A 19,833-nucleotide genomic window follows, 5' to 3' on the forward strand; every position below is an offset into this window, starting at 1 on the left:
CGAAGGCGGTGTGTCAGCCAATATCCAGGTTGCTGACACACCGCCTTCGCGAGCAAGCCCGCTCCCACAGGGTTCAGTGTTAGCCAGTGCTTAGCGACGCCCCAGCAACAACCCCACCACTAGGCCAAACCCGGCGGAAATCGCCACGGTTTGCCATGGATGCCCGCCGATATAGGTTTCAGTGGCCTCGACCGCGGGCAGGGTGCGGTCGCGTACGCTGCTCACCGAATCCCCTGCCTGTCGGAGTTTCAGGGCGATTTGTCCACGAAGGGTCTCTGCTTCTTCCCCGACCAGCGAGGCGCTGCTTTTCAGCAGCTTTTCCGATTCTTCGATCAGCGTTTGAAGTTCGCTGAAGGCTTGATCCTTGATTTGATCTTCGGCGGCTTGCGCGGCGGTTTTGCGGGCCATTGAAGTACTCCTTGCAGGTAAGTGGACAGTGAACAATGGAGTCTGCCGTCGTCGGAAAAGTTGCAGCTATTTTGCCCGGGGAGGCCATCTTGCTGAAAAACCGGCGCAGGACCTTTCGTCCTACAGTGTAAGATGTCGCCTATTTTACGCAGCAGGAAATTCCCATGAGCTTCAATCTGGCCGACAAACCCCTCGCCGAGCGCGCAGCGCTTGAAGACGAGAAATCCCGTCTGTTCGAACTCTGGCAAAACAACCTGGGCAAGGCCAAGGGTGAGGCTGCGCGGTTGTTTGGCGAACGGGCCAAGCGCAAAGGCAAATGGGCCGAATGGGTGCGCGCCGAACTGGACGGCATGTCGCCGCCGGAATACGCCAACATGGTGCGCAGTGAAGTCAATCGCCTGATGGCGGCCAACAAGTAACAACGGCTGTCAGGCGAAACTCGCGACGATTGCCTCGCGCACTTTCAAGAGCACCGGGTCGAGCTGGGTGCTGGTCCGCCAGCCCAGTTCGATCGGGTAGCGCGGCAACGCCAGGGGGCAGGGCAGCAGCGCCAGCCCGCTGAGCGTTGCGATGCTTTGGGCGGCATGAGCCGGAATGGTCGCCACCGCCCGACTGCCTTTTAGCAAGTGCGGCAACGCGGCAAAATGCGTGGTCGAGGCGCACACCCTCCGGCTCAGCCCCAGCGCCGCCAATCCCTCATCGGTAATCCCGATAAAACCGCCGGACGACACCAGAATGTGTTCGCGGGCCACAAACTCCTCGAGACCGATGCTCTGCTGGCCCTCGACCAGGCTCGACGGGTCCACCAGGCACAGATAGCCACCTTCCCCCAGCACCTGACGGCTGAGCAGCCGCTCGGCAAACCCGCCCGCGGCAATCGCCAGGTCGATACTGCGCTCCATCAACGCCTGGGCGACGATCTGGCTGTGGGTCTGGCGGAAAATCAGCCGCAGTTTCGGCGCGCAACGGGCGATCTCTTCGATCAGCCGCCGGCCGTAGGCAATCTCGAAATCATCCGACATGCCGACCGTGACCGAGCGACCTTCGTACTGTTGCGCAGCCGGATCGACCATCGCCAGGCTCTGCCGGCATTTGTTCAGGGCATCGCTGACCACCGGTTTGAGCTGATTGGCCTTGAGCGAGGGGGCCAGGCCGCGTCCGGTGCGCACGAACAGCTGATCGCCATACAGCTCGCGCAAGCGACGCAAGGCCGCGCTGACGGCCGATTGCGTCACACCCAGGCGCAGCGCGGCACGGCTGGCGCTGGACTCTTCGTGCAGTGCTTCGAAGACTTTGAGCAGGTTGAGGTCGACGTCGGTGATATTCATTTGGTTCATATCATTCAGCAGTGAATCGGTCTTTATTGATGATTGCCTGACACCGGAGAATGAGCAACACCTGATGCGAATGGAGTTTCCAAGATGCCCAAATCAATTGTCGCGGCCCTGCAGATCGGCGCCTTGCCCGGCGGCAAGGCTGAAACCCTGGAACAGATCCTGTCCTATGAAAACGCAATCATCGAATCCGGCGCCGGGTTGGTGGTGATGCCGGAAGCGCTGCTGGGCGGTTATCCCAAAGGCGAAGGCTTTGGTACGCAATTGGGCTATCGCCTGCCGCAAGGGCGCGAAGCCTTTGCCCGCTATTTTGCCAATGCCATCGACGTACCCGGCGCGGAAACCGAGGCGCTGGCGGCACTCTGCGCTCGCACCGCAGCCAATCTGGTGATCGGCGTGATCGAGCGCGCCGGCAGCACCTTGTACTGCACCGCGCTGTACTTCGATCCGCAGGCCGGGCTGGTGGCCAAACATCGCAAACTGATGCCCACCGGCACCGAGCGGCTGATCTGGGGCAAGGGCGATGGCTCGACCTTGCCGGTGATCGACAGCCAGGTCGGGCGTGTCGGTGCGCTGGTGTGCTGGGAAAACATGATGCCCCTGCTGCGCACGGCGATGTACGCCAAAGGCGTGGAGGTATGGTGCGCGCCGACCGTGGACGAACGGGAGATGTGGCAAGTCAGCATGCGCCACATTGCCCATGAGGGGCGCTGTTTCGTGGTCAGCGCCTGCCAGGTCCAGGCATCGCCCCAGGCCCTGGGCCTGGACATCGCCAACTGGCCGGCGGATCGACCGTTGATTGCCGGTGGCAGTGTGATCGTAGGTCCCATGGGCGACATCCTCGCCGGACCGTTGCGCGACAGTGCCGGGCTGCTCACTGCGCAAATCGACACCGACGACCTGGTGCGCGCCCGCTACGACTATGACGTGGTCGGCCACTACGCGCGGCCGGATGTGTTCGAACTGACCGTGGACGAACGCGCCAGGCCCGGGGTGCGCTTCACCTCCTGATGCCCAGCGGGCTTTGGCCAAAGCAGTCAGACAACTTGATAGCTTTGACCATTGCCCGGTAACCCGCGCAGAGCGAGTATTTCCCTGTTGATTACGGTTCCCCCCAACCTAATAAAAAACACAGTGGGATTCTGGCAATGCGCGATTACTTGTCTGCTACTTCTCAGTTCAATTATCAGCACACCGTCGATGCCGCGCTCGCGGGCGACTTGACGGCCCTCAACGCCTGTGTCGAATGCTGTGACCGGCATGCCTTGCCGGGTCGCATCGCGCTGTTCTGGGAAGGACGCGATGGCACTGGTGCTTCGTACACCTTCACCGACCTGCAGGACAAGGCCGCGCGTTTCGCCAACTACCTGCTGGCCCAGGGCGTGAAGAAAGGCGACAAGGTCGCCGGCCTGTTGCCCCGCAATATCGAACTGTTGATCACCGTGTTCGCCACCTGGCGCATCGGCGCGGTGTATCAACCGCTGTTTACCGCATTCGGCCCCAAGGCCATCGAGCACCGCCTGGGCTGCTCTGGCGCCAAAGTGGTGGTGACCGATGCAGTGAACCGGCCGAAACTCGCCGAAGTCGCCGATTGCCCGGCCATCGTGACTGTCACCGGTGCCAAAGGGCAGGGCCTGGTGCATGGCGATTTCAGTTTCTGGGCCGAACTGGCCAACTATTCCGCCGCCTGTGAACCGGTGCTGCTGACCGGCGAAGATCCGTTCCTGCTGATGTTCACCTCGGGCACCACCGGCCCGTCGAAAGCGCTGTCGGTGCCACTCAAGGCCATCGTAGCGTTCCAGAGCTACACCCGCGATGCGGTGGATCTGCGCCCGGAAGACGCCTTCTGGAACGTCGCCGACCCGGGCTGGGCCTACGGCATTTATTTCGGTGTCACGGGGCCAATGTCCATGGGCCATCCGATCACCTTTTACGATGGCCCGTTCACCCTCGAAAGCACCTGCCGGGTAATCAACAAGTACGGGATCACCAACCTCACCGGTTCGCCCACGGCCTACCGCTTGCTGATTGCCGGCGGCGATGAATTCGCCAAGTCGATCAAGGGCAAGCTGCGTATCGTCAGCAGCGCCGGTGAGCCACTGAACCCGGAAGTGATCCGCTGGTTCGCCGATAACCTCGACGTGGTCATCCACGACCACTACGGCCAGACCGAACTGGGCATGGTGCTGTGCAACCACCACGGCCTGGAGCACCCGATTCACATGGGCGCCGCCGGTTTTGCCTCGCCGGGCCACCGTATTGTGGTACTGGACGACGACTACAAGGAACTCGGCGTTGGGCAGCCGGGCATCCTGGCTATCGACCGCAGCCAGTCGCCGATGTGCTGGTTCGCCGGCTACGAAGGCGGGCCGACCAAGGCCTTTGTCGGCAACTATTACCTGAGTGGCGACACCGTGGAGTGGAACCCGGACGGCAGCATCAGCTTCGTCGGTCGCAGTGATGACGTGATCACCACCTCCGGCTACCGGGTAGGTCCCTTCGACGTGGAAAGTGCGCTGATCGAACACCCGGCCGTGGTCGAGGCCGCTGTGGTCGGCAAGCCCGATCCGGAGCGCACCGAACTGGTCAAGGCGTTCGTCGTGCTCAGCCCGCAATACCGCGCCGCCTCCGAGTTGGCCGAAGAGCTGCGCCAGCACGTGCGCAAGCGTCTGGCGGCGCACTCGTATCCCCGTGAAATCGAATTTGTCAGCGAATTGCCGAAAACCCCCAGCGGCAAATTGCAGCGCTTTATCTTGCGCAACCAGGAAATCGCCAAGGCTCAAGAGGCCGCGGCGAAGAACCTTCCAGCTTGAATCCAGGGAATTAATGATGCAGATCCAGAACAAGATTTTTATCGTCACCGGTGGCGCTTCCGGCCTCGGTGCCGCCACCGCCGAGGTGCTGGTCGCCGCCGGCGCCAAAGTGATGCTGGTGGACATGAACGCCGAAGCCGTTGCAGCCCAGGCCCAGCGCCTTGGTGCACAAAGCGTGGTGGCGGACATCAGCAACGAAGCAGCGGCCGAAGCTGCCGTGCAGGCGACGGTCAAGGCCTTTGGTGGCCTCAATGGCCTGGTCAATTGCGCCGGCATCGTGCGTGGCGAGAAGATTCTCGGCAAGACAGGTCCGCATGCACTGGCCAGTTTCAGCCAGGTGATCAACGTCAACCTGATCGGCAGCTTCAACATGCTGCGTCTTGCGGCCGCGGCGATTGCCGAGACCGAAGCGGATGCCGATGGCGAGCGCGGCGTGATCATCAACACCGCGTCTGCCGCGGCTTACGACGGCCAGATCGGTCAGGCGGCTTACTCGGCGTCCAAGGGCGCGATTGTCAGCCTGACCTTGCCGGCGGCCCGTGAGCTGGCGCGCTTCGGCATCCGTGTCATGACGATCGCCCCCGGCATCTTCGAGACGCCGATGATGGCCGGCATGACCCAGGAAGTCCGCGATTCCCTGGCCGCTGGCGTGCCATTCCCGCCGCGTTTGGGCAAACCGGGCGAGTATGCCGGGCTGGTCAAGCATATTATTGAAAACAGCATGCTCAATGGCGAGGTGATCCGTCTCGACGGTGCCTTGCGTATGGCCGCCAAGTAAGGAGGATTTGTCATGACAATGTCCAACGATCCAATTGTTATCGTCAGCGCCGTCCGCACCCCGATGGGCGGTTTCCAGGGCGAACTGAAAAGCCTGACCGCACCGCAACTCGGTGCGGCCGCCATCAAGGCCGCCGTCGAACGTGCCGGTGTTGCCAGTGATAGCGTCGACGAAGTGCTGTTCGGCTGCGTGCTGCCGGCAGGCCTTGGCCAGGCCCCTGCGCGTCAGGCGGCGCTGGGCGCGGGGCTGGATAAATCGACCCGCTGCACCACCCTGAACAAGATGTGTGGCTCCGGCATGGAAGCGGCGATTCTGGCCCATGACATGCTGGTGGCGGGCAGTGCCGACGTGGTGGTTGCCGGTGGCATGGAAAGCATGTCCAACGCGCCTTACCTGCTGGATCGCGCCCGTGCCGGATACCGCATGGGCCATGGTCGGGTGCAGGACTCGATGTTCCTGGACGGCCTCGAAGATGCCTACGACAAGGGCCGCCTGATGGGCACCTTCGCCGAAGAGTGCGCCGAAACCAACGGCTTCAACCGTGAAGCCCAGGACGCGTTTGCCATTGCCTCGACCACTCGCGCGCAACAGGCGATCAAGGACGGCAGCTTCAAGGCCGAAATCGTGCCGCTGACCGTGACGGTCGGTAAAGAGCAGGTGGTGATCAGCAACGACGAGCAACCGCCAAAGGCCAGGCTGGACAAGATTGCTTCGCTGAAGCCGGCATTCCGCGAAGGCGGTACGGTGACGGCGGCCAACTCCAGTTCGATCTCCGACGGTGCCGCCGCGCTGGTGCTGATGCGCCAGTCCCAGGCACAGAAACAAGGCCTGAAACCCTTGGCGGTGATTCATGGCCACGCTGCGTTCGCCGACACCCCGGGCCTGTTCCCGGTGGCACCGATTGGTGCAATCAAGAAGTTGATGAAGAAAACCGGCTGGTCGCTCAATGATGTGGATCTGGTGGAAGTCAACGAAGCCTTCGCCGTGGTCGGCATGGCCGCGATGACTCATCTGGAAATCCCTCACGAGAAACTCAACGTGCACGGCGGCGCGTGCGCCCTCGGGCACCCGATCGGTGCGTCCGGCGCGCGGATTCTGGTGACCCTGCTTTCGGCCCTGCGCCAGAAAGGCTTGAAGCGTGGTGTCGCGGCGATTTGTATCGGCGGTGGTGAAGCGACGGCGATGGCCGTGGAATGCCTCTACTGAAACTGACGCTATCCCATGTGGGAGCGGGCTTGCTCGCGAAAGCGGTGTGTCATCCGACGATGATGTCGACTGACACGGCCACTTCGCGAGCAAGCCCGCTCCCACAGGGTTCTGCGTCGTAACCAGATTTAAGGATTCACCATGATCCCCAATGACGACCAACAACAAATCCGCGACATGGCCCGGGACTTTGCTCAGGAACGGCTGAAGCCCTTCGCTGCCGAGTGGGACCGCGAGCACCGTTTTCCCAAGGAAGCCATCGGCGAAATGGCCGGGCTGGGCTTCTTCGGCATGCTGGTGCCGGAGCAGTGGGGCGGATGCGACACCGGTTACCTGGCCTATGCCATGGCGCTGGAAGAAATCGCCGCCGGCGATGGCGCCTGCTCGACCATCATGAGCGTGCACAACTCCGTGGGTTGCGTACCGATCCTCAACTACGGCACCGATGAGCAGAAAGAGCGCTTCCTCAAACCATTGGCCAGCGGTGCGATGCTCGGTGCCTTTGCGCTGACCGAGCCCCAGGCCGGTTCCGACGCCAGCGGCCTGAAAACCCGTGCACGCCTGGAAGGCGATCATTATGTGCTCAACGGCTGCAAGCAGTTCATCACCTCCGGGCAGAATGCCGGGGTGGTGATCGTGTTTGCGGTGACCGATCCGAGTGCCGGCAAACGTGGCATCAGCGCCTTTATAGTGCCGACCGATTCGCCGGGCTACAAAGTCGCGCGGGTCGAAGACAAGCTCGGCCAGCATGCGTCCGACACCTGCCAGATCCTCTTCGAAGACGTGAAGGTGCCGCTGGCCAATCGTTTGGGCGAGGAGGGCGAAGGCTACAGGATTGCCCTGGCCAACCTTGAAGGCGGCCGCGTCGGCATCGCTTCGCAATCGGTGGGCATGGCCCGTGCCGCGTTCGAAGCGGCGCGCGATTACGCCCGTGAGCGCGAGAGCTTCGGCAAGCCGATCATCGAGCACCAGGCCGTGGCCTTCCGCCTGGCGGACATGGCGACCCAGATCGCCGTGGCGCGGCAAATGGTGCACTACGCCGCCGCTCTGCGTGACAGTGGCAAACCGGCCCTGGTCGAAGCGTCGATGGCCAAGTTGTTCGCCTCGGAAATGGCCGAGAAGGTATGCTCCTCGGCGCTGCAAACCCTGGGCGGTTACGGTTACCTCAACGATTTCCCGCTGGAGCGGATCTACCGCGACGTGCGGGTCTGCCAGATCTACGAAGGCACCAGCGATATTCAGCGCATGGTCATTTCGCGCAACTTATAAGAAGGAGTCCCCTGTGAACTACGAAACGATTTTGCTGGAAACCCACGGCCGCGTTGGCCTGATCACCCTCAACCGTCCACAAGCGCTGAATGCGTTGAATGCGCAGATCGTCAGCGAACTGAACCAGGCCCTCGATGGCTTCGAAGCCGACTCGAACATCGGCTGCATCGTCCTGACCGGTTCGAAAAAAGCCTTTGCCGCCGGTGCCGACATCAAGGAAATGGCGGAGCTGACCTACCCGCAGATCTACATCGACGACCTGTTCAGCGACAGCGATCGTGTGGCCAACCGCCGCAAGCCGATCATCGCGGCGGTCAACGGTTTCGCCCTGGGCGGCGGCTGTGAGCTGGCGTTGATGTGCGATTTCATTCTGGCCGGTGACAACGCCAGATTCGGCCAGCCGGAAATCAACCTCGGCGTGTTGCCGGGCATGGGTGGCACCCAGCGCCTGACCCGCGCCGTGGGTAAGGCCAAGGCCATGGAAATGTGCCTGAGCGGTCGCTTGATCGATGCCGTGGAAGCGGAACGTTGCGGCATCGTGGCGCGTATCGTGCCGAGCGATGAGCTGTTGGATGAAGCGCTGAAAGTCGCCGCGTTGATCGCTAAAAAGTCGTTGCCGATTGCGATGATGGTCAAGGAAAGCGTCAACCGTGCTTTCGAAGTGAGCCTGGCCGAAGGCGTGCGCTTTGAGCGTCGGGTGTTCCATGCGGCGTTTGCGACGCAGGATCAGAAGGAAGGGATGGCGGCGTTCATTGCCAAGCGTGAGGCTGAGTTCCAAGGCAAGTGATGTAGTCACCTTTCGGACGTTTTCGCGAGCAAGCCCGCTCCCACATTGGATCTCAGCGTTTATGAGATCCCCTTGTAGGAGCGAGCCTGCTCGCGAAAAACCTGAGGGCACCGGGTTGATTCAGGTACCCCGCGTTATCGTTGGCCACCATCGCTAGCGAGCTCGCTCCTACAGGTACAGGGCATCAAATCAGGTAGTTCTTCAGCTCGCGGGCAATCACCATCCGCTGAATTTCGCTCGACCCTTCGTAGATCTGCGTGATCCGCGCATCCCGGTAGTACTTCTCCACCGGATAGTCTTCCAGATACCCGTATCCGCCATGAATCTGAATCGCGGAGGAGCAGACCTTTTCCGCCATTTCTGACGCAAACAGCTTGGCTTGTGACGCCTCCGACAGACAGGGTTTGCCGGCCGTGCGCAGGCGTGCGGCATGCAGGATCATCAATCGCGCGGCGTTCAACTGCATGTGCATGTCGGCCAGCAGGTTGGCGATGCTCTGGTGTTCATTGATCGTTTTGCCAAACTGCACACGATCACGGGAATAAGCCAGTGCTGCCTCAAACGCTGCGCGGGCGATGCCCAGTGCCTGGGCGGCGATGCCGATGCGGCCGCCCTCGAGATTGGACAAGGCGATGGCCAGGCCTTTGCCGCGTTCGCCCAGCAAATTGGCTTCGGGGATGGTGCAGTTGTTCAGGGTCACCGCGCAGGTGTCGGAAGCACGGATGCCCATCTTGTGTTCGGTGCGGTCGACGATAAAACCGGCGGTGTCGGTCGGTATCAGGAACGCCGAGATGCCACGTTTGCCCAGGTCCGGATCGGTCACGGCAAACACAATCGCCAGTTTGGCGCGCTTGCCGTTGCTGACGAATTGTTTGGCGCCATTGATCACCCACTGGCCGTCGCGCAGTTCGGCGCGGGTGCGCAGGTTGTGCGCCTCGGAACCGGCCTGGGGTTCGGTTAGGCAGAAACAGCCGATGACCTGGCCGCTGGCAAGGTCCGCCAGCCAGGTCTGCTTCTGTTCTTCGCTGCCGTAGTTGAGCACCGGCCCGCAGCCCACGGAGTTGTGGATGCTCATGAAAGCGCCGGTAGCACCGTCGCCGGCGGAAATTTCTTCTACCGCCAGTGCATAGGCCACATAGTCGACATAGGTGCCGCCCCATTCCTCGGGGACCACCATGCCCAGCAAGCCCAGTTCGCCCATTTTCGCCACCAGACCGTCATCGATCCAGCCGGCCTTTTCCCAGGCCTGGGCATGGGGCGCGATTTCGCCGCGGGCAAAATCCCGGGCCATGTCGCGGATCATGACTTGCTCTTCACTCAATTCGATATCGTGCATGGCTCAGCTCTCGCTCCGGTCAAACTCGCTGAAGAAGCTCGCCACGTGTTCGGCGTCCAGTGCCTGGAGGGTGGGCGGGTTCCAGCGCGGTGTCTTGTCTTTGTCGATCAGCAAGGCGCGCACGCCTTCGATCAGGTCGCCGCGCTCGAACCACTGACGGTCCAGGTGCAGCTCAAGGGCGAAACATTGTTCAAGGGGCAGCTCGCGTCCGCGACGGAGCATTTCCAGGGTCACGGCCATGGCCAGCGGCGAGCGGGTTTCCAGCAGGTCGGCGGTGGTGACGGCCCACTCATGGCTGTCGGCGACCGTTACCTGGCGTAGTTGCTCCACAATACTCGGCACATCGGGCTGGGCGAAGAAGTGGTCGATGGCCGGGCGCAAAGTCGCCAGTGGCGCATCGGGCAGTTGCTGCACGGCCAATTTCGCCAGCAGGCCTTGCAGGTCCTTGAGCGGCGTGTCGTGCCATTCGAGCTGGTCGAGTTTTTCGTCCAGGACGCCAAGCTTGTCGCTTTCCAGGTACCAGTCGGCCAGGCCGCAATACAGCGCATCGGCGGCGCGAATCTGCACGCCGCTGACGCCGAGGTAAATCCCCAGTTCACCGGGGATGCGCGGCAGGAAGTAACTGCCGCCGACGTCCGGGAAATAGCCGATGCCGACTTCCGGCATCGCCAGGCGGCTTTTCTCTGTGACCACGCGCAGGTCTGCGCCTTGCACCAGGCCCATGCCGCCGCCGAGGACAAAACCGTCCATCAGGGCCAGCACCGGTTTGCGGTAGTGGTGGATCGCGAGGTCGAGGGCGTATTCCTCGACAAAGAAATCTTCGTGCAGGGTGTCGCCGCTTTTGAAACTGTCATGCAGCGAGCGAATGTCGCCGCCGGCGCAGAAGGCTTTTTCCCCGGCACCGCGCAAGACCACGGCATGGACTTGCGAATCCTGGGCCCAGGCGTCGAGCTGGCGGTGCAGGTTGCGCACCATGTCCAGGGTGAGGGCATTGAGGCCGGCGGGGCGGTTGAGGGTCAGGTGACCAATGTGGTTGCGAACCTCGGCCAGCACTTCGTTTTGCATGGCATCCATGGACTGAGTCCCGGGAGAAAAAACCTGAGCAGTCATCACTAACTCCCTGCTTTTATTGTTCTTTATCAAGATGCTCGCGCGCGAGCGATGGCGGATCGTATCAGTGCAAATTTGCCTTGTACAACCCGGATAAGTGCAGGTTATCTGTGCATTTTTGCATGACAGTGTCCGGCATTGTTACAGCGTAGACCACGACGTAGTCAGGCAAACGCCGCGAGCAGATCCTCTTCGAATGCCTTTTGTGCATCGCCGGCCACTTGCGCCCGGTGCCGGGCCAGATGAAACGCGACATCGAAACTCATGTCGCCTCGACGCACGGCCCTGAGCAAACCCTTGTTTTCCCAGGCATGGGCGAAGTGGCTGGGCAAATAACCGACATGTTTGCCGGAAAGGATAAAGGCGAGGGTGCCTTCGACTTGTTCCGAGCGCGCCGAACACAGCTTGCCCTGGAAGGGTTCGTCACTGCGCAGGAAACGGTAGGGGTGATCGACCCGGTCGCTGGCCTGCAGATCCTGATCGCAGGGGGCCGGGTTGGTGAACAGCGGATGGCCGGGGGCGCAATACAGATGCTGGGTTTCAATGAACAATTGGCGGTAGTCAAACGCGCTTTGCACTTGCGAGAAATAGCCGATGGCCAGGTCCAGCCGCTGTTGCAGTAGCAAGCGCTCCATTTCGCCGGGCATGGCGCTGATCAGTTCGATGCGCACGGACTCGTCCCGCTCACGGAAGCGCCGGATCGCCTCGGCCACCCGTTGCAGCACCGATTGATCCAGGGCTTCGGACAGCCCCAGGCGCACTTCACCGATCAAGCGCCCGGCCACGCCGTTGGATTGATGACGGAAGGCTTCGATGGATTCGAACAGGGTGCGTGTGGCGCTGAGGAGTTGTTCGCCCTTGGCGGTGACCTTGAATCCGCCCTTGCCGCGGCTGCACAGGCGATAGCCAAGGCGGGTTTCCAGCTTGGCCATTTGCTGGCTGATGCTCGACTGGCTCAAGCCCAACTCACCCTGGGCGGCACTGAAACCGCCGCACTCCACCACGCTGACAAACAGACGCAACAATTGCAGGTCCAGATCATGGAGTTGGCCGAGCATCAAACATTACTCCGTCATAAAGTCAGGTTAATTAACTTGATATTTCACCAATGTATCCGACGACGCATCCTGCAACCAATTCCTCTGGTCAGGTGTTCGTCATGGCTCCCATGTTCAAGCTGTGTTTACCCGCGCTATTGCTCGCCGTGGCTGTTTCGGCCCAGGCCGAAGACAAGGTGGTCAATCTGTACAGTTGGGCCGATTACGTGGCCCCCGAAACCCTGCAGCGGTTCGAGCAGGAAACCGGCATCCATGTGCGCTACGACACCTTCGATTCTTCGGAAGTACTGGAGACCAAGCTGCTCACCGGCGGCAGCGGTTATGACGTGGTGGTACCGTCCTCCAGTGTGCTGGCCCGGGGGCTTGCAGCCGGGGCGTTGAAACCGATTCCCCACGAAGGACTCAAGGGTTACGCCAACCTAGATCCGGACTTGCTGGAAAAACTCGCCGCTGTCGATCCCGGCAACCGCTATGGCGTGCCTTATACCTGGGGCACGCTGGGATTGGGCATGAACGTCGAGGCGATCAAGCAGCGCTTGCCGGACGTGCCGCTCAATAGCCTGGACCTGCTGTTCAAACCCGAGTACGCAAGCAAGTTGAAAGACTGCGGCATCGCCATTCTCGACTCGCCCCAGGAGGTGATCGGACTGGCGCTGCATTACCTGGGTAAAGATCCCTACAGCACGGACAAGAGTGATCTGTCAGCCGCCGAGGCGTTGCTGCATCAGCTACAGCCGAACGTGCTGTACGTCGCCACCGGGCGGCAGATCAGCGACCTGGCCAATGGCAGCGTGTGCCTGGCGTTGACCTACAACGGTGACGCCAGCATGGCCGCCGACCAGGCACGCAAGGCCAACAAACCCTATGAAATTGCCTACCGGATTCCCAGGGAAGGCACCCTCGTGTGGCAGGACAACCTGGCGATTCCCAAGGACGCGCCGCACCCAGAAGCCGCCCGCGCCTTTATCGAATTCATGTTGCGCCCCGAGTCCGTTGCGGCACTGACCAACACCTTGTTCTTCGCCACGGCGAACCAGGCCGCCACGCCGCTGGTGGATGAAGCGGTGCGCACCGATCCGGACATCTACCCGCTGGCCGACGTGCGCGAACGGCTGTACGCCGACCGCAGCATGAACCTCAAGGACATGCGCCAGCGCACGCGCTTGTGGACCACTTTCCGTAGCCGCCAATAACTATAAAAGAAGGAGCCTTCAATGGACGTCCCGATGCAGAACGATCAAGCCCTTACCCGTGACAGCCTATACGGCACGGCCGCCGAAAGTACCTACGCCGGTATCACCAGTTTCATGCGCCGCCGTTACAGTCGTGACCTGCGCGGCGTTGATGTGGCCGTCAGTGGCGTGCCGTTCGACACGGCCACCAGCAACCGCCCCGGCGCACGCTTCGGGCCACGGGGCATTCGCGCCGCCTCGGCCGGGATCGCCTGGGAACGGCATTGGCCGTGGACGTTTGATCCGTTCGATCACCTGGCGGTCATCGACTACGGCGATTGCGATTTCGACTACGGTTCGCCGCAGTCGACGCCCGAAATGATTGAGGCCCACGCCGAGCACATCCTCAATGCTGGCACGGCAATGCTGACTTTTGGCGGCGATCACTTCATTACTTACCCGCTGCTCAAGGCCCATGCCCGCAAGCACGGGGCATTGTCGCTGATCCACTTCGACGCCCACAGCGATACCTGGCCGGACGAAGAGGGCAAGCGCATCGACCATGGCACCATGTTCTGGCACGCGGCCAGGGAAGGGCTGGTGGACCCGTCGCGCTCGGTACAAATCGGCTTGCGCACCACCAACGATGATCATCAGGGCTTTCAGGTGCTCGACGCACGGCAGGTGCACCGCCGTGGCTGCGAGGCGATCGTCGAGGCGATTCGCGCGCGGGTCGGCGACAACCCTGTGTACCTGACCTTCGACATCGACTGCCTCGATCCGGCGTTTGCGCCTGGCACCGGAACACCGGTGTGCGGCGGCCTGAGCACTGTGCAGTCGCTCGAGATCCTCGGTGGGCTGCGCGGGATCAACCTGGTGGGCATGGACGTGGTGGAAGTGGCACCGGCCTATGACAGCGCGGAGATCACCTCACTGGCGGCGGCGACGCTGGCGATGGAGATGCTGTGCCTGTATGCGGCCAGGCATAAGGTCGATAAGTAATACAAAACCCAATGTGAGCTCAGTGTGGGCGAAGCTACAATTTGACGACATTTAGACTTCCCCATCACCAAGCACAAGTGCCTTAACGAAATAGGTTGCGTCCTCGTCAGCGCTCAGGGAGGAGAGGTCGATACCCTGGATAAAGTGGGGTGTTAATCCGCTTTCACGTCCAGGACGCATTCCATGGCACCGCTCTGCAGCGTACGCTGTTTTCTTGAAACGACTTCAAGCGCGCGGTCAACGGGCAGTACGGGAACGCCGGAGCCCAGAAAGATCGGAATGGTGGTGATGAACAGCTGCTGCAATTCCCCGGCGTCGGCAAAACAGGCTGCCGTTTTGCCGCCACCGACCAGCCAGACATTCTTGCCCTTGGCCGCTTGCTTGGCCGCGGCCGCGATGGCCCCGGCATCACCGCGTACGAAGGTGATATCCAGATTGGCGGGGGCTGACCGATTCCGGTTGCTCATGACAAAGGCGGGTACATCCTGGTAGGGCCACTCATCGGGAGCGTTCGACATGATCCAGTCATAGGTCTGCGACCCCATGACCACCGCTCCGACCGTCTGATAAAAATCATCATAGGCCGTTGCGTCATCCCCCAGCGCAAAGTTCTCCAGCCAATCGAGTTTGTGTTGTTGAGTGGCAATATAACCATCCAGGGTGGCAGCTACGTAATAGACCAGCGTCGACATGTGTTTTCCTTGTAATCATGCAGTTGGGAAATGACCCGTAAATAGAGAGCCCCTCTGGAAAGTGGCGAGAGGCGATGGTGATCATTTATTTCGGGTAGGCGAAGGTAATGCCGTTCCCACGCTGTTTTCAATGAGGGTTCTGAATTCAACCTCGTTGCGCTCCTTGCCACCGGCGATACCGAACAAGGACAGCATGTAAAGATCCATCATTGTGCCCGTGGGATTGGGCTGGGCACTTTCACCCTGGTCAATCACCAGGTCCACTACAACCAGCAGCGCACTGTCCGGCATGCTCTTGAAGAATTCCCCGACGACGATTTCGACGCAGCCAGCTTTTCCAATCTTGTGCATTTGTTCCTGCGCGATTTTTGCCGCGCCGGGTAAATCGAAGAGTATGCCTTAGCTTTCTGGCCACTTGTCCAGCATGTGCAACAGCAAATGCCCTGAACCACCCCCTACATCGACAATGATCTCACTGTCCTGCAGGTTGATGTTCTCCAGTATTTCCGGGATCTCCAGGTCCAGCCCCACCAGGGCAAATGAACTCGTAATGGCAAAAGGATTCAGCGTTGTGATATTCGCCCCGGGTACCGGAACACTGGTGCGGCGGCCTGAACACTGTGCAGTCGCTCGAGATTCTCGGCGGACTGCGCGGGATCAACCTGGTGGGCATGGACGTGGTGGAAGTGGCACCGGCCTATGACAGCGCGGAGATCACCTCACTGGCGGCGGCGACGCTGGCGATGGAGATGTTGTGCCTGTATGCGGCAAAACATAAGGTCGATAAGTAAAACGCAATCCCTCTGTGGGAGCGGGCTTGCTCGCGAAAGCGGTGTGTCATTCAATACCAATGTCGACTGACACGACGCCTTCGCGAGCAAGCCCGCTCCCACAGTTTTGATTTGTGTCAGGCCACTGGAACGATTGGCAGGTCGAGGATCTGACCACCGCTGAACCGCGCGAACGAACCGGAAATGGATTCGTGCGGCACGCCTTTGTCCACGTCACTGACGCCGTCCAGTCGTGCCAGTTGTTCGCTGCTCAACTGCACATTCAGCGCGCCCAACGTGGTATCCAGCTGCTCACGGGTCCGGGAGCCGAGGATCGGAATCAGCGCCGTGGTCGAGCGTCTGGCTTTTTCCCGTAGCCAGGCGATGGCCACGTGGGTCGGGCTGACGTCCAGTTCTGCGGCGACATCGATCAAGGTGTCGAGCAGGGCGGTTTCGCGGGCGCTTTTTTCGGCGTGGATCAGCACGCCGAGTTTGTTCGCGCGATTGTCGCCCTCACTGTTGCGATATTTGCCAGTCAGGAAGCCGCCACCCAGCGGCGACCACAAGGTCGCGGCCAGGCCCAGGGCTTCGGCCATCGGCAATTGTTCACGCTCGGCGGTGCGTTCGGCGAGGCTGTACTCGACCTGGATCGCGGCAATCGGGGCAAAACCGCGTACCTCGGCCAGCAGGTCCGCGCGGGCGATGCGCCAGGCGGGGAAGTTCGACAGACCGGCGTAATGAATCTTGCCGGCACTGACCAGATCGTCGAAGCCGCGCAGGATCTCTTCCATGGGCGTGACGCCGTCGCTCATGTGCGCCCAGAACAGGTCGATATGCTCGGTCTTCAGCCGTTTCAGGCTTTCTTCGACGGCGCGCACCATGTTCTTGCGGCTGTTGCCAGTGTGGGAAATGCCGGCTGCCGGTGTAGTCCCGAGGGTGTATTTGGTGGCGATGACCAGGCGATCCCGTTCTGCGGCGATGAATTCGCTGAGCATGGCCTCGGACTGCCCGCCCTGATAGCCATTGGCGGTATCGATGAAATTGCCACCGGCTTCCAGATAACCATCAAAAATCCGTCTGGCTTCGTCACGCTCGGCGCCATGGCCCCAACCGGTACCGAAATTACCCGCGCCCAGCGCCAGTTCGGAAACACGCAAGCCGGTTTTACGACCGAAAACTTTGTAATGCATGGGATGACTCCAGAGGGATGGCGACAAGGTTTAATAGATTATCTAAAGCATCTATTTAATATGATGCTGGTAATTTAAAGCGTCAAGGTGCTTTTCCTGTCTGCACAAAACTGCCGATCACCGGTCGCGTTATCCATGGGCAATGGCATACTGCCGCCCATGACTATCGATTCCCCCTTAAGCGCCTGGCAGCATGCCATCGAACAAAAGGGCTTCGTCCAGGACGAGGCCCAGGAACATGCGGTGTGGGCGCTGCAAAAATGCCACGAAGCGTTGCACGCAGACCGCGCGCCCATTTCCGGTGTGTACCTGTGGGGGCCGGTGGGGCGGGGCAAGACCTGGTTGATGGACCAGTTCTACCAAAGCCTGCGAGTACCGGCGCGGCGCCAGCACTTTCACCACTTCATGGGCTGGGTGCACCAACGCTCGTTTCAACTGACCGGCACTGCCGATCCGCTCAAGGCGTTGGCCCGTGAATTGGCTGAAGAGGTTCGCGTGCTGTGTTTCGACGAACTGTTCGTCAATGACATCGGCGACGCGATCATTCTCGGGCGCCTGTTCCAGGTGATGTTCGAACAGGGCGTGGTGGTGGTCTGCACGTCCAATCTGCCGCCGGACCAGTTGTACGCCGACGGCTTCAATCGCGACCGTTTCATGCCAGCCATCGCGGCGATCAAGCAGCACATGCAGGTGATTGCGGTGGATGGCGGGGAAGACCATCGCCTGCATCCGGGGGCCGGTTTGCAACGTTATTGGGTGGCCGAGCCCGGTAACCCCTGCGCGCTGGGTGAAGTGTTCCAGTTGTTGAGCGTCGGCCAGTCAGTATCGAGCGAGCCGGTCAAGGTCGGTCACCGTTCCCTTGAGGTGGTCAAGGCCAGCCCGACGGTGCTCTGGACCCGTTACGCCGCGCTGTGCGAGCAACCCTTCGCGGCCATGGATTTCATCGCCCTGTGCGATACCTACGGCGCTATCCTGTTGAGTGACGTGCCCAACCTCAGCGCACAGAAGCGCGCAGGGCGCATTGCCCGCGGCACCGAGGACGGTGTCGAGCGGGTGGAGGCGGGAGATCGCGAGTTGCCGCAGTTGTCGGTGCATGACGATGGTGTGCGACGGTTCATTGCCCTGGTGGACGAGTGCTACGACCGCAAGGTGCCGCTGTACCTTGAAGCGCAAGTGCCAATGGCATCGCTTTACACCGAGGGTTATCTGGAATTTCCGTTCCGCCGCACCCTCAGTCGATTGCAGGAAATGCAACTGCAGCGGTTTGCCGAAGTTTGATCGGGATTTGATCGGGAGCAGCGAACATGAATCAGCCCCTGTCACACCATTTGCTGACCATGGCCTATCAGAACGCCTGGGCCAATCACCGACTGGCCAAGGCCTGGCGTCAGTTGAGCCCGCAGGAACTGAGCGCATCCCGGGTCAGCTTCTTCCCCTCGATTCGCGCCACCCTCAACCACATCCTCACCTGTGACTGGTTTTATGTGGACGCCCTGGAGCGCGAACTGCGCGGCGACGACCCGCATCCCGATTGCCGGGTGTTTTTCAAGGAGGACGAACCCTGCCTCGTGGCAACGGACCTGGTTGGCGAACAGGCCCACGTCGACCGCCGGCTGATCGCCTACTGCGAGCAGATGCGCGACGCCGACCTGGGCAAAATCGTGACCATCGCCCGCGACACCCCACAACACGACAGTCGCTTGCGCCTGCTGTCCCATTTGTTTGAACACCAGATCCATCACCGCGGCCAGATTCACGCCATGCTCAGCGGCACCTCGGTCCAGCCACCGCAACTCGACGAGTTTTTCTGCGCCGGTGAGTCGCACTTGCGGGCCGAGGATTTTGCCGAACTGGGGTGGACGGAAGCCTTGATCTGGGGCGCTTGAGGCCAAAGATTTTCTCGGTTGCGATTGTCGTTGGCACGTTGCTCGCGCTATGGTCTGCGGGCACTTCAGCGTGAGTACATGCTGGGGGCTACTTCATGTGTGATCGAGGATGGAAATGGACTCCGCAGAAATTCTTGTGCTTCAGGCCAGTTACACCAATCCGGTGCATGCCGAGGCTATTTGCCTGGTGCTGAACCACTACGCCGAGGACCCGATGGGGGGCGGCCAGCCGTTGCCGGCCAATGTACTGGAGCAGCTCCCGGCCGAACTTGCCCGGCGCCCCCACGCCTTCAGTGTGCTGGCTTTTGTCGGTGGCGAGCCGGCCGGGCTGGTCAATTGCTTCGAGGGGTTCTCGACGTTTGCCTGCCGGCCGCTGGTCAATGTGCATGATGTGTCGGTGGTGAAAAAGTTTCGCGGCCTGGGCTTGAGCCAGAAGATGCTGCAAAAGGTCGAAGACATCGCCCGTCAGCGTGGCTGCTGCAAGCTCACCCTGGAGGTGCTGGAAGGCAATGCCGTGGCCCAGGGTTCCTATGAAAAAGCCGGTTTCGCCGCCGGCATGTTCGACCCGGCCCATGGACGGATGCTGTTCTGGACCAAGAACCTCTGATTCATCAGGCAAAAAAAGGGCGTCCATCAGGACGCCCGACAGTCTTCTACCTAGAACTGTAATCAGACGGCCTTGGATCATTTCGGTCTGTAGGTTTCAGTCATTTGTGCGGTTTGATCGTCCGGAACCCGCAGTTCAATGCTTTGGATGGGGTGGCCCAGGGCTTCTTGCTGGGCCAGTCGCAGGCTTTCGTAGTAATAGCGCATGCGTTCGGCTCCACCTTCGGCAAAAGCACTGGTTGAGCCCAAGGCCATCAGGCCGGCGAGAATCATTGCGGTGCGTTTCATGGTTTGCCTCCCACTACAGATGTCGGATGCCTTTCGTCCATGAATCAATGAAGCAGTGTCGAAATGGCATTATCCGCCGATTCGGTTAATTGGGAATCAACTTCACCAACGACCTGCATGGCTGCAAC

21 protein-coding genes and 1 pseudogene are annotated in these 19,833 nt (G+C 60.9%); 13 read left to right on the forward strand and 9 right to left on the reverse strand.

Features of this window, described 5'->3' with window-relative positions:
- Positions 1-90: 90 nt before the first annotated feature.
- Complete coding sequence (locus tag KGB20_RS15430; protein ID WP_154946487.1) at positions 91-408, reverse strand: YqjD family protein; 318 nt, start codon at positions 406-408, stop codon at positions 91-93.
- A gap of 164 nt (positions 409-572) precedes the next feature.
- On the opposite strand from KGB20_RS15430, the gene KGB20_RS15435 reads away from it, so the two are divergent.
- Positions 573-827 (forward strand): hypothetical protein, encoded by a 255-nt coding sequence (locus KGB20_RS15435; RefSeq protein ID WP_007970091.1) that lies wholly within the window; start codon positions 573-575, stop codon positions 825-827.
- A 9-nt stretch (positions 828-836) separates the two neighbouring features.
- Here KGB20_RS15435 and KGB20_RS15440 read toward each other — a convergent pair whose 3' ends face one another.
- Positions 837-1,745 carry a LysR family transcriptional regulator gene (locus KGB20_RS15440; protein WP_057714711.1) on the reverse strand — a complete coding sequence of 303 codons (909 nt, stop codon included), beginning with the start codon at positions 1,743-1,745 and terminating at the stop codon, positions 837-839.
- Between the two features lie 84 nt (positions 1,746-1,829).
- Between KGB20_RS15440 and KGB20_RS15445 the strand changes: the two genes are divergently transcribed.
- From KGB20_RS15445 to KGB20_RS15470, 6 genes are all read left to right on the forward strand, one after another.
- Positions 1,830-2,753, forward strand: a complete 924-nt coding sequence (locus KGB20_RS15445; protein WP_154946486.1) for a carbon-nitrogen hydrolase family protein — start codon at positions 1,830-1,832, stop codon at positions 2,751-2,753.
- A gap of 137 nt (positions 2,754-2,890) precedes the next feature.
- The gene (locus tag KGB20_RS15450; protein WP_154946485.1) at positions 2,891-4,555 is read left to right on the forward strand and encodes an AMP-binding protein; all 1,665 of its coding nucleotides are present in this window, start codon (positions 2,891-2,893) and stop codon (positions 4,553-4,555) included.
- Positions 4,556-4,571: 16 nt separating this feature from the next.
- Positions 4,572-5,333, forward strand: coding sequence for an SDR family NAD(P)-dependent oxidoreductase (locus tag KGB20_RS15455; RefSeq protein ID WP_150814025.1), 762 nt, complete (start codon positions 4,572-4,574; stop codon positions 5,331-5,333).
- A gap of 12 nt (positions 5,334-5,345) precedes the next feature.
- On the forward strand, positions 5,346-6,539 hold the full coding sequence (locus KGB20_RS15460) for an acetyl-CoA C-acyltransferase (protein ID WP_154859871.1): 1,194 nt from the start codon (positions 5,346-5,348) through the stop codon (positions 6,537-6,539).
- Between the two features lie 141 nt (positions 6,540-6,680).
- Positions 6,681-7,808: an acyl-CoA dehydrogenase gene (locus KGB20_RS15465; RefSeq protein WP_090455386.1), complete on the forward strand. Its 1,128-nt coding sequence runs from the start codon at positions 6,681-6,683 to the stop codon at positions 7,806-7,808.
- Between the two features lie 13 nt (positions 7,809-7,821).
- Entirely contained in the window at positions 7,822-8,595 is a 774-nt protein-coding gene (locus tag KGB20_RS15470) for an enoyl-CoA hydratase (RefSeq protein WP_056724587.1), read from the forward strand.
- 184 nt (positions 8,596-8,779) lie between these two features.
- On the opposite strand, the gene KGB20_RS15480 is transcribed toward KGB20_RS15470, so the two are convergent.
- From KGB20_RS15480 to KGB20_RS15490, 3 genes are all read right to left on the reverse strand, one after another.
- Positions 8,780-9,931 carry an acyl-CoA dehydrogenase family protein gene (locus tag KGB20_RS15480; protein ID WP_154946484.1) on the reverse strand — a complete coding sequence of 384 codons (1,152 nt, stop codon included), beginning with the start codon at positions 9,929-9,931 and terminating at the stop codon, positions 8,780-8,782.
- 3 nt (positions 9,932-9,934) lie between these two features.
- Positions 9,935-11,041 (reverse strand): enoyl-CoA hydratase/isomerase family protein, encoded by a 1,107-nt coding sequence (locus KGB20_RS15485; RefSeq protein ID WP_150814023.1) that lies wholly within the window; start codon positions 11,039-11,041, stop codon positions 9,935-9,937.
- Positions 11,042-11,205: 164 nt separating this feature from the next.
- A complete protein-coding gene (locus tag KGB20_RS15490; RefSeq protein ID WP_090455380.1) occupies positions 11,206-12,099 on the reverse strand; it encodes a LysR family transcriptional regulator in 894 nt (297 codons plus the stop codon).
- Positions 12,100-12,200: 101 nt separating this feature from the next.
- Here KGB20_RS15490 and KGB20_RS15495 point away from each other — a divergent pair, with 101 nt between their 5' ends.
- Together KGB20_RS15495 and speB are read left to right on the forward strand one after the other, a co-directional pair.
- Positions 12,201-13,292, forward strand: coding sequence for a polyamine ABC transporter substrate-binding protein (locus tag KGB20_RS15495; protein ID WP_154946483.1), 1,092 nt, complete (start codon positions 12,201-12,203; stop codon positions 13,290-13,292).
- A gap of 21 nt (positions 13,293-13,313) precedes the next feature.
- Positions 13,314-14,273, forward strand: a complete 960-nt coding sequence (gene speB / locus KGB20_RS15500; RefSeq protein ID WP_154946482.1) for an agmatinase — start codon at positions 13,314-13,316, stop codon at positions 14,271-14,273.
- Positions 14,274-14,425: 152 nt separating this feature from the next.
- On the opposite strand, the gene KGB20_RS15505 is transcribed toward speB, so the two are convergent.
- A complete protein-coding gene (locus KGB20_RS15505; RefSeq protein WP_154946481.1) occupies positions 14,426-14,965 on the reverse strand; it encodes a dihydrofolate reductase family protein in 540 nt (179 codons plus the stop codon).
- A gap of 81 nt (positions 14,966-15,046) precedes the next feature.
- Complete coding sequence (locus KGB20_RS15510) at positions 15,047-15,316, reverse strand: hypothetical protein (RefSeq protein WP_154946480.1); 270 nt, start codon at positions 15,314-15,316, stop codon at positions 15,047-15,049.
- A gap of 226 nt (positions 15,317-15,542) precedes the next feature.
- On the opposite strand from KGB20_RS15510, the pseudogene KGB20_RS15515 reads away from it, so the two are divergent.
- A pseudogene (locus tag KGB20_RS15515) lies at positions 15,543-15,756 on the forward strand (arginase family protein); the annotation flags it as partial.
- Positions 15,757-15,872: 116 nt separating this feature from the next.
- Here the strand turns inward: KGB20_RS15515 and KGB20_RS15525 are convergent.
- Positions 15,873-16,925: an aldo/keto reductase gene (locus KGB20_RS15525; RefSeq protein WP_154946479.1), complete on the reverse strand. Its 1,053-nt coding sequence runs from the start codon at positions 16,923-16,925 to the stop codon at positions 15,873-15,875.
- A gap of 159 nt (positions 16,926-17,084) precedes the next feature.
- Between KGB20_RS15525 and zapE the strand changes: the two genes are divergently transcribed.
- The 3 genes from zapE to KGB20_RS15540 all read left to right on the forward strand — a co-directional run bounded on the left by zapE (position 17,085) and on the right by KGB20_RS15540 (position 19,418).
- Complete coding sequence (gene zapE, locus KGB20_RS15530) at positions 17,085-18,203, forward strand: cell division protein ZapE (protein ID WP_102670460.1); 1,119 nt, start codon at positions 17,085-17,087, stop codon at positions 18,201-18,203.
- A 26-nt stretch (positions 18,204-18,229) separates the two neighbouring features.
- Entirely contained in the window at positions 18,230-18,811 is a 582-nt protein-coding gene (locus KGB20_RS15535) for a DinB family protein (protein ID WP_154909112.1), read from the forward strand.
- Positions 18,812-18,926: 115 nt separating this feature from the next.
- A complete protein-coding gene (locus KGB20_RS15540) occupies positions 18,927-19,418 on the forward strand; it encodes a GNAT family N-acetyltransferase (protein WP_154909111.1) in 492 nt (163 codons plus the stop codon).
- 77 nt (positions 19,419-19,495) lie between these two features.
- Here the strand turns inward: KGB20_RS15540 and KGB20_RS15545 are convergent, their stop codons facing one another.
- The gene (locus KGB20_RS15545) at positions 19,496-19,705 is read right to left on the reverse strand and encodes a hypothetical protein (protein ID WP_057714728.1); all 210 of its coding nucleotides are present in this window, start codon (positions 19,703-19,705) and stop codon (positions 19,496-19,498) included.
- Positions 19,706-19,833 lie beyond the last annotated feature (128 nt).

This window comes from Pseudomonas sp. BF-R-30, assembly GCF_019956175.1.
In the GTDB taxonomy this organism is placed as follows: Bacteria; Pseudomonadota; Gammaproteobacteria; order Pseudomonadales; family Pseudomonadaceae; genus Aquipseudomonas; species Aquipseudomonas jessenii.

What these genes read in the sequence shown, in the direction of transcription:
- speB (WP_154946482.1), top strand. Translation starts at nt 13,314, where the DNA reads ATGGACGTCCCGATGCAGAACGATCAAGCCCTTACCCGTGACAGCCTA.
- KGB20_RS15440 (WP_057714711.1), bottom strand. Translation starts at nt 1,745, where the DNA reads ATGAACCAAATGAATATCACCGACGTCGACCTCAACCTGCTCAAAGTC.
- KGB20_RS15435 (WP_007970091.1), top strand. Translation starts at nt 573, where the DNA reads ATGAGCTTCAATCTGGCCGACAAACCCCTCGCCGAGCGCGCAGCGCTT.
- KGB20_RS15490 (WP_090455380.1), bottom strand. Translation starts at nt 12,099, where the DNA reads ATGCTCGGCCAACTCCATGATCTGGACCTGCAATTGTTGCGTCTGTTT.
- KGB20_RS15525 (WP_154946479.1), bottom strand. Translation starts at nt 16,925, where the DNA reads ATGCATTACAAAGTTTTCGGTCGTAAAACCGGCTTGCGTGTTTCCGAA.
- KGB20_RS15485 (WP_150814023.1), bottom strand. Translation starts at nt 11,041, where the DNA reads ATGACTGCTCAGGTTTTTTCTCCCGGGACTCAGTCCATGGATGCCATG.
- KGB20_RS15445 (WP_154946486.1), top strand. Translation starts at nt 1,830, where the DNA reads ATGCCCAAATCAATTGTCGCGGCCCTGCAGATCGGCGCCTTGCCCGGC.
- KGB20_RS15505 (WP_154946481.1), bottom strand. Translation starts at nt 14,965, where the DNA reads ATGTCGACGCTGGTCTATTACGTAGCTGCCACCCTGGATGGTTATATT.
- KGB20_RS15495 (WP_154946483.1), top strand. Translation starts at nt 12,201, where the DNA reads ATGGCTCCCATGTTCAAGCTGTGTTTACCCGCGCTATTGCTCGCCGTG.
- KGB20_RS15510 (WP_154946480.1), bottom strand. Translation starts at nt 15,316, where the DNA reads ATGCACAAGATTGGAAAAGCTGGCTGCGTCGAAATCGTCGTCGGGGAA.
- KGB20_RS15450 (WP_154946485.1), top strand. Translation starts at nt 2,891, where the DNA reads ATGCGCGATTACTTGTCTGCTACTTCTCAGTTCAATTATCAGCACACC.
- zapE (WP_102670460.1), top strand. Translation starts at nt 17,085, where the DNA reads ATGACTATCGATTCCCCCTTAAGCGCCTGGCAGCATGCCATCGAACAA.
- KGB20_RS15460 (WP_154859871.1), top strand. Translation starts at nt 5,346, where the DNA reads ATGACAATGTCCAACGATCCAATTGTTATCGTCAGCGCCGTCCGCACC.
- KGB20_RS15540 (WP_154909111.1), top strand. Translation starts at nt 18,927, where the DNA reads ATGGACTCCGCAGAAATTCTTGTGCTTCAGGCCAGTTACACCAATCCG.
- KGB20_RS15545 (WP_057714728.1), bottom strand. Translation starts at nt 19,705, where the DNA reads ATGAAACGCACCGCAATGATTCTCGCCGGCCTGATGGCCTTGGGCTCA.
- KGB20_RS15480 (WP_154946484.1), bottom strand. Translation starts at nt 9,931, where the DNA reads ATGCACGATATCGAATTGAGTGAAGAGCAAGTCATGATCCGCGACATG.
- KGB20_RS15455 (WP_150814025.1), top strand. Translation starts at nt 4,572, where the DNA reads ATGCAGATCCAGAACAAGATTTTTATCGTCACCGGTGGCGCTTCCGGC.
- KGB20_RS15430 (WP_154946487.1), bottom strand. Translation starts at nt 408, where the DNA reads ATGGCCCGCAAAACCGCCGCGCAAGCCGCCGAAGATCAAATCAAGGAT.
- KGB20_RS15535 (WP_154909112.1), top strand. Translation starts at nt 18,230, where the DNA reads ATGAATCAGCCCCTGTCACACCATTTGCTGACCATGGCCTATCAGAAC.
- KGB20_RS15465 (WP_090455386.1), top strand. Translation starts at nt 6,681, where the DNA reads ATGATCCCCAATGACGACCAACAACAAATCCGCGACATGGCCCGGGAC.